Raw genomic sequence first — 6,851 nt, 5'->3', positions numbered from 1 at the left:
AGGCTGTCAGTGACGCCGTGCGCCGTTCGCGCTCCGGCATCGCCGACCCCGATCGTCCGACCGGTTCGTTCCTGTTCCTCGGCCCGACGGGTGTGGGCAAGACGGAGCTCGCGAAGTCGCTCGCCGACTTCCTCTTCGACGACGAGCGCGCCATGGTGCGCATCGACATGTCGGAGTACTCCGAGCGTCACGCCGTCGCGCGCCTCATCGGTTCGCCTCCCGGCTACGTCGGGTACGAAGAGGGCGGTCAGCTGACCGAGGCCGTGCGCCGTCGCCCGTACTCGGTCGTGCTGCTCGACGAGGTCGAGAAGGCGCACCCGGAGACGTTCGACATCCTCCTGCAGGTGCTCGACGACGGGCGCCTGACGGACGGGCAGGGCCGCACGGTCGACTTCCGCAACGTCATCCTCGTCATGACGTCGAACCTGGGCAGCCAGTTCCTCGTCGACCCGACGATGGCGCCGGAGGCCAAGCATGGCGCTGTCATGGGTGCGGTGCGCGCGCAGTTCAAGCCCGAGTTCCTCAACCGTCTCGACGAGATCGTCATCTTCGACCCGCTGACGCGGGACGAGCTGTCGCACATCGTCGAGCTGCAGGTCGCGTCGCTGAGCAAGCGGCTCGCCGATCGCCGCATCACCCTCGAGGTGACGCCGGCCGCGCGCGAGTGGCTCGCCGAGACGGGGTACGACCCGGCGTACGGTGCGCGCCCGCTGCGTCGCCTCGTGCAGAAGGAGATCGGCGACCGTCTGGCTCGTGCACTCCTCGCCGGCGAGGTGCTCGACGGCGAGAAGGTGACGATCGACGTCGAACGTGGCGCGGCGCTGAAGCTGCCGGATGGCGTCACGGCACCGGAGGGCGTCGAGCCTCCGGTGACGGGTCTGCGCATCGTGTCGGAGAGGGTCGAGCCCGACGCGGGCGTCGAGAGCTGATCGTCGCGACAGCTGCCTGAGCAGTGAACCGCACACTGAAACGGCCGGACACCGATCACGGTGTCCGGCCCGTTTCGCGCGTCCCCTCTGCGGTTCCCGTCCCCTTCTGCGATTTTCGTCCACCCTTGCGAGTTTCGGTCACATTCGTATCGCGGCGCTGATGGCACGGCATCGGGGCAGGTAGATTTGACGTATGACAGAGAACACACCTGCAGTGACGACTCCTGGCACGCGCTACCTCGTGGCCTGGGGTGGGGACAAGCGTTCGGAGGACGCCCTCAAGCTCGGCGCCGTGCTCGCGCGCACCTTCGAGGCGAAGCTCGACATCGTGTACGTCGTCTTCCAGCAGACGAACGGTTTCACCGTCACCGCGGGCGACCGCACCTTCGAGCAGGAGGTCGGACGCGAGGCGGCCGGCTGGCTGAAGACGGCCGCGAAGTCGGTGGGCGAGGGCGTCGAGGTCGAGACGCACGTCGTCTACGGCGAGTCGATCACGCAGGGCATCCTCGCCGCAGCCGAGCAGCTCGGCTCGCAGGCCATCGTCATCGGTGCCGGTTCGGGCGCGGGTCAGCCCGTCGCGACGAACGCCATCGTCGGCGGCCTGCTGCACTCGAGCCCCGTCCCGATCGCCATGGCGCCGCGCAACTACCGCAAGGTGAAGTTCGACTCGCTCTCGTCGCTGTCCGCCGCCATCGGCCCGCGCCCCGGCGCGCACCAGGTCGCCATCGAGGCCGCAGACGCGATCAAGCGCGTCGGCCTGCCGCTGCAGCTCATCTCGCTCGTCTCGCTCAAGCAGGACAAGCAGTTCCACGTCGACGGCTTCGATGAGGCCGAGCGCGTGCTCGCCGACGCAGCCAAGCGCGTCGGTGACCGCGCGGAGGTCACGACCGTCGTCGGTCAGGGCCGCTCGCTCAAGCAGGCCGTCAAGAAGATCGACTGGGACGAGCGCACGGCGCTGTGCGTCGGCTCGTCCCGGCTCGCGCAGAACCGACGCACCTTCCTCGGCTCCGCTGCGACGCGCATGCTCTCGTCGCTGCCCGTGCCGATGATCGTCGTCCCGCGACGCGACGCTTGAGCCGCCACCTCGCGCACATGACTGAGCGCGGCGTCCCCTTCGCGGGGGCGCCGCGCTCAGGCGTCCTGAGCGGGACGCCGACGTGGCCGCGGCAGGCGCACGATGGCCCCGGCGTCACGCGGACGTGACGGCAGAGCCCTGATCGTTCGCGCCGGCCTGCGTGATGACGTCGCCGATGGCGTCGGTGACGAGGTCGGGCTCCTCGTACGTCAGCATGTGGCCCCGGCCGTCCACGATGTCGAGGTGAGCGTCGGGCATGGCCTCGGCGAGAGCGATGGAGTGGCGCTTCGGCGTCAGCAGATCACGCGAGCCGACGAGGATGCGCACGGGCACCTTGCTCAGCGCGGCCAGCGCGGCGAGTTCGTCGTGCGCCATGAGCGCGGTGTAGAACGCGCCGCTCGTCGAGATGCGCGTGGCGGCGATCTGGTCGCGCGCGGCCCGGACGTCTTCGTCGCGCGGGTCGATGCCGAAGCCGCCGCGGCGCTGTGAGGCGAGGGTGACGAGACGGCCCGGGCGGAGCGGAACGTGCTTGAGCGCCTTGACGATCCACTTCTCGCCGGGGACGGTGAAGCCGCGCAACTGCCCTGACGACGTCGAGACGAGCACCGCGCCGATGACCTTCTCACCCAGGAGCCCCGGGTGCAGCCCGGCGAACGCCATCACCGTCATCCCGCCCATCGAGTGACCCGCGACGATGACCGGTGATCCCTCCGGTGCCGTCTCGGCGACGACGCTCGCGAGGTCCTCGCCGAGCGCGCGCACGGTCTCGTCGCCGGGGCGCATGCGGCCACCGGCGAACGTCGAGTCGCCGTGCCCGCGCTGATCCCACAGCACGACTCGCACGCCGCCGCGATCGAGCAGACGCTGCGCAACGGGTTCCCACGAGCGGTGGCTCAGTGTCCAGCCGTGGGACATGACGACGGTCGGCGCGTCGGGCGCCAGATCGGCCGGCTCGGCGGTGAAGACGGCGAGGCGCGCGCCGTCGGCGGCGGTGACGGTGGTGCGGGCGAATTCGTGGTTCACGCGACCCACTCAAACACACCCGGAGACGGTGAACCGCCCCGTTTCGGAACCTGCATTGCATAGGCTGCGTCACAACGACAGGTGAGCATCCGCTCACGACCCCCGACGGACAGGTGAGCTCATGACCTCCCACATGCCCACGCGCCGCAGCGTCATGACGGCAGCGCTCGCGAGCGTCGCCCTGACGGCGTGCTCGTCGGCGAAGAAGTCCGATTCGAACGCCTCCAGCGGCGAGGACGTGACGAAGCGTCTCAAGGCCGCGCAGGACAAGATCGGCAAGACGTCCGGGTACCACACGAAGGTGACGTGCTCGGCCGCGCCGAAGGACGAACCGGCGCTCAAGGCGGGGGAGGGCGACGTCGTCAACTCGCCCGCCGCGTTCAAGGGTGACGTGACGGCGAGCACGCAGGGCAACGAGATCAAGGCCGGCATCATCAGCATCGGCGACAAGAACTGGGTGAAGCCGAGCTTCTCGCCCAAGTACCTGACGGTGAACCTCAAGTCGCTCGGTGTGCCGTCCCCGACGTCGCTTTTCAACGCGACGAGTGGCATCCCGGCGATGCCGCTCATGAGCAAGGACATGAAGCGTTCGGGCGAGAAGCTCGTCGGCGGCGAGAAGGTGACGACGTACAAGGGCACGCTCGACGGCCCGAGCGCCGCGAAGGCGATGGGTTTCGGCAAGACGCGCGGCGACTACACCGTCGAGGTCGGCCTCACGGACTCCGACGAGGTGCGCACCATGATCATCACGGGCCCGTTCTTCGACTCGGCCGACGCGACGTACACGATCGACATCTCCAAGTACGACCAGAAGGTCGAGATCAAGCAGCCGTGACCGTGCCTGCCGGTGATTCACCCCTGCTCGTGACGCACCCGGCCGCCGACTGACCCCCGACGCGAGAGACCTCGACGACCCATGACGCTCACCGCTGCCACCGCGCCCGACGCCGACGTTCCGGCGATCGCCACCCGTTCGAAGGCGCTGCTCGCGACGGCGGCACTCGCCGTGCTGCTGACGGCGGCCGACACGTACGTCGTCGTCCTCGCGCTGCAGGACATGATGGCGGGCGTCGGCCTCGGCCTCGACGAACTGCAACGGGCGACGCCGATCGTGTCGGGCTTCCTGCTCGGTTACATCGCCGTGCTGCCGCTCATCGGACGGCTGTCCGACCTCGTCTCGCGCCAACGCGTGTTGCTGTGGTGCCTCGTGCTGTTCGGCCTCGGCAGCGTCGTCACGGCGCTCGCCGTCGACCTGCCCGTCATCGTCGGCGGGCGCGTCATCCAGGGCATCGGTGGTGGCGGGCTCGTGCCCGCGACGCTGGCCCTTGTCGCAGATCTGCTGCCGCGCGGGCGACGGGGCACGGCGCTCGGGATGGTGTCGGCGGTGCAGGAAGTGGGGTCGGTGCTCGGCCCACTGCTCGGCGCCGCGATCCTCGCCGTGTGGTCGTGGCGCGCGATCTTCTGGGTCAACGCTGCAGCGGCCGTCGTCCTCGCCGTCATGATCGGTGTGTTGGGGCGACGGACGAGCACGCAGGTGCCGGACGTGGGCGGCGGCGTTGAGCCTGTGGGCGGGCGCGGCGCGTCGACATCCGCGGCTGGCGACGGCGCGCACCGCGTCGCTGCTGCGTCGTCAGGCCCCGGGCGCGTGGCCCGCATCGTCGGATGGTTGGGGTGGCTGGCGTTGCTCGTCGGAACCCTCATCGTCCTGCTCGCGCTGTGGGCGCCGGAGCGGCTGACCTCCGACGTCGACTACGGCCTGCCGTTCGTCCCGTACGACGGCTACACCTCGCGCATGGCGACCCCCATTGCATTGCGTGGCCTCGGCGTCCTCGTGCTGGGCATCGCGCTGACCGCACGGATCTGGTGGCCGCGGCTACGCGCCGTCGACCTGCCCGGCGCCGTGCTGCTGACGGGCGCGCTCGCCTGCATCGTGTGGGCGTTCGCCGCGGCCGACACCTCGAAGGAGGTGCTCAGCCCCGCCGGATACGTGCTGCTGCCGGTGGCGGCGGTGCTGCTCGTCGGGTACGGCATCCGTCATCGCACGGCGCGGCGACCACTCATCGAACGCGGCGTCCTGGCGGGTCGGGTGCCCGTCGCGCTACTGGTGTCGTTCCTCGTCGGCACGGCGCTCGTCGCGATCGTCGTCGAGATCCCGGTCCTCGCGCGACTGACGCTGACGGACTCGCAGACGGCGGCCGCGTTCGTCCTGCTGCGCTTTCTCGTCGCCGTGCCCATCGGGGCGTTCCTCGGCGGGTTCCTGCTGCGACGCGTGGGGCCGGCCCTCGTCGCCGCTCCCGGTCTCATCATGGCCGGGGCCGCGATCCTCGCGATGAGTACGTGGGGGCGCGACGCGCTCGGCGGCGTCGTCATCTCGACGCTCGTGCTCGCCGTCGCGGGCCTCGGCATCGGCCTCGCCATCGCGCCCGTCAACGACGCGGCGCTCGCCGACTCGCCCGACGACGCGCACGGCGTGACGTCGGCACTCGTCGTCGTCGGCCGCATGATGGGCATGGTCGTCGGCCTCGCGCTGCTGACGGCGATCGGCCTGCACCAGTTCAGCGTCGAGATGCAGAAGGCCGCTCATACGAGCGAGCAGACCGTGCGTGACGCGGGCGTCGTGCAGGTGCACACCGTGTTCGTCGGCGCAGGCGTCGCGGTGCTCGTCGCGGCGGTGCTGGCGTTCTTCTTCCTGGGGCGCCGGGTCATCGGTTCACGCCGCGTCGAGAGCTGAACGGCCGCGGCGCCGACAGGGGCCGATGACGGTGGCCTCTACCGCTGGGCGTCGACGTTGACCTCGGCGGCCTGCATGCCCGGCCCGCCATCAAGGGCCTGCCGGGACCTCGCCGTCGAGGGCCGGACGTGGCCGCGATGCGGGATGAGCGGGCCCGGGACGCCGCCGCAGCGCCAGCTCGGAGCAGCCCCCGTCATTGCCCCACCGGCCGCGTTGCGTCAGTTCGCGCGTCGCAGGATCTGCTCGGCCTGCTTGAACACCGGCCCGTCGACCATCTGTCCCTCGAACGTGAACACGCCGCGTTCGTGCTTCGCCGCGTCCATGAGGCGCGTGGCCCAGTCGATCTGCTCATCGGTAGGGGCGTAGGCGTCGCGGATCGTGGCGACCTGCTTGGGGTGAATGGCGACCTTCGCGTCGAAACCGATGGCGACGGCGTCATCGGCCTCGGCGCGCAGGGCGAGGAGGTTGCCGATGTCCATGAACACGGAGTCGAGTGCGAAGCAGCCGTGCGCCTTCGCGGCCAGCAGGACGTTGCCGCGCACCTGCTGAACGATCGGGTGGTAACTCCCGTCGGCCAGGCGACTGCGGCGCCCACCGAAGCCCGCCGTCAGGTCCTCGGAGCCCCACATGAACCCGGCGACGTTCGGGGCGGCAGCGATCTCGGCGGCGTTGACGGCACCCTGAGGAGATTCGATGAGGGCGATGACGTCGTGGTCTGGCAGGGCGTCGACGTCGGCGCGCGTCTCGGTCTTGGCGAGCATGACGCGACGGACGGGTAGCTGCTCCAGGCAGACGAGGTCGGCGGCGAACTCGTCCGTCGTCGCGGCGTTGACGCGCACGACGATCGCCTCGACGTCCGGTGCGCCGTCACAATTGAATGCGTCGATGAGGGCCTGACGTGCCGCGGGCTTGTCCGCCGGGTTCACGGCGTCCTCCAGATCGAGGATGACGACGTCCGCCGCCGCAGCGGCCTTCGCGTAGCGCTCCGGGCGGTCCGCCGGGCAGAAGAGCCAGCCCGGCCCCGGCATCGTCCACGAGGTGCTTGTGTCCATGAGTTCCTCCGGTCGGTAGACGGTGACGGTTGGGGTGGATG

Annotated in this window: 6 protein-coding genes; 4 read left to right on the top strand and 2 right to left on the bottom strand. The window is 70.2% G+C overall.

Going from position 1 to position 6,851, the window contains the following annotated elements:
* Both B2284_RS09020 and B2284_RS09015 read left to right on the top strand, forming a co-directional pair.
* A partial coding sequence (locus tag B2284_RS09020; protein WP_286697399.1) for an AAA family ATPase occupies nucleotides 1–929 on the top strand: 929 nt, incomplete at its 5' end.
* A 193-nt stretch (nucleotides 930–1,122) separates the two neighbouring features.
* The gene (locus B2284_RS09015; protein WP_082740471.1) at nucleotides 1,123–2,004 is read left to right on the top strand and encodes a universal stress protein; all 882 of its coding nucleotides are present in this window, start codon (nucleotides 1,123–1,125) and stop codon (nucleotides 2,002–2,004) included.
* A gap of 114 nt (nucleotides 2,005–2,118) precedes the next feature.
* Here B2284_RS09015 and B2284_RS09010 read toward each other — a convergent pair whose 3' ends face one another.
* Nucleotides 2,119–3,027 (bottom strand): alpha/beta fold hydrolase, encoded by a 909-nt coding sequence (locus tag B2284_RS09010; RefSeq protein ID WP_006946120.1) that lies wholly within the window; start codon nucleotides 3,025–3,027, stop codon nucleotides 2,119–2,121.
* A gap of 121 nt (nucleotides 3,028–3,148) precedes the next feature.
* Between B2284_RS09010 and B2284_RS09005 the strand changes: the two genes are divergently transcribed.
* Together B2284_RS09005 and B2284_RS09000 are read left to right on the top strand one after the other, a co-directional pair.
* Nucleotides 3,149–3,862, top strand: coding sequence for an LppX_LprAFG lipoprotein (locus B2284_RS09005; protein ID WP_006946146.1), 714 nt, complete (start codon nucleotides 3,149–3,151; stop codon nucleotides 3,860–3,862).
* 81 nt (nucleotides 3,863–3,943) lie between these two features.
* Nucleotides 3,944–5,758 (top strand): MFS transporter, encoded by a 1,815-nt coding sequence (locus B2284_RS09000; protein ID WP_136788562.1) that lies wholly within the window; start codon nucleotides 3,944–3,946, stop codon nucleotides 5,756–5,758.
* A 218-nt stretch (nucleotides 5,759–5,976) separates the two neighbouring features.
* Here the strand turns inward: B2284_RS09000 and B2284_RS08995 are convergent, their stop codons facing one another.
* Complete coding sequence (locus B2284_RS08995; RefSeq protein ID WP_202775060.1) at nucleotides 5,977–6,786, bottom strand: HpcH/HpaI aldolase/citrate lyase family protein; 810 nt, start codon at nucleotides 6,784–6,786, stop codon at nucleotides 5,977–5,979.
* Nucleotides 6,787–6,851 lie beyond the last annotated feature (65 nt).

The organism is Dermacoccus sp. UBA1591, assembly GCF_002322065.1.
GTDB classification, from domain to species: domain Bacteria; phylum Actinomycetota; class Actinomycetes; order Actinomycetales; family Dermatophilaceae; genus Dermacoccus; species Dermacoccus nishinomiyaensis.
The sequence above is the reverse complement of the archived record's forward strand: the minus strand, read 5'-3'. Positions and strand labels throughout refer to the sequence as shown.

Coding starts and splice junctions, on each gene's coding strand:
- B2284_RS08995 (WP_202775060.1), bottom strand. CDS start 6,786: ATGCCGGGGCCGGGCTGGCTCTTCTGCCCGGCGGACCGCCCGGAGCGC.
- B2284_RS09000 (WP_136788562.1), top strand. CDS start 3,944: ATGACGCTCACCGCTGCCACCGCGCCCGACGCCGACGTTCCGGCGATC.
- B2284_RS09015 (WP_082740471.1), top strand. CDS start 1,123: ATGACAGAGAACACACCTGCAGTGACGACTCCTGGCACGCGCTACCTC.
- B2284_RS09005 (WP_006946146.1), top strand. CDS start 3,149: ATGACCTCCCACATGCCCACGCGCCGCAGCGTCATGACGGCAGCGCTC.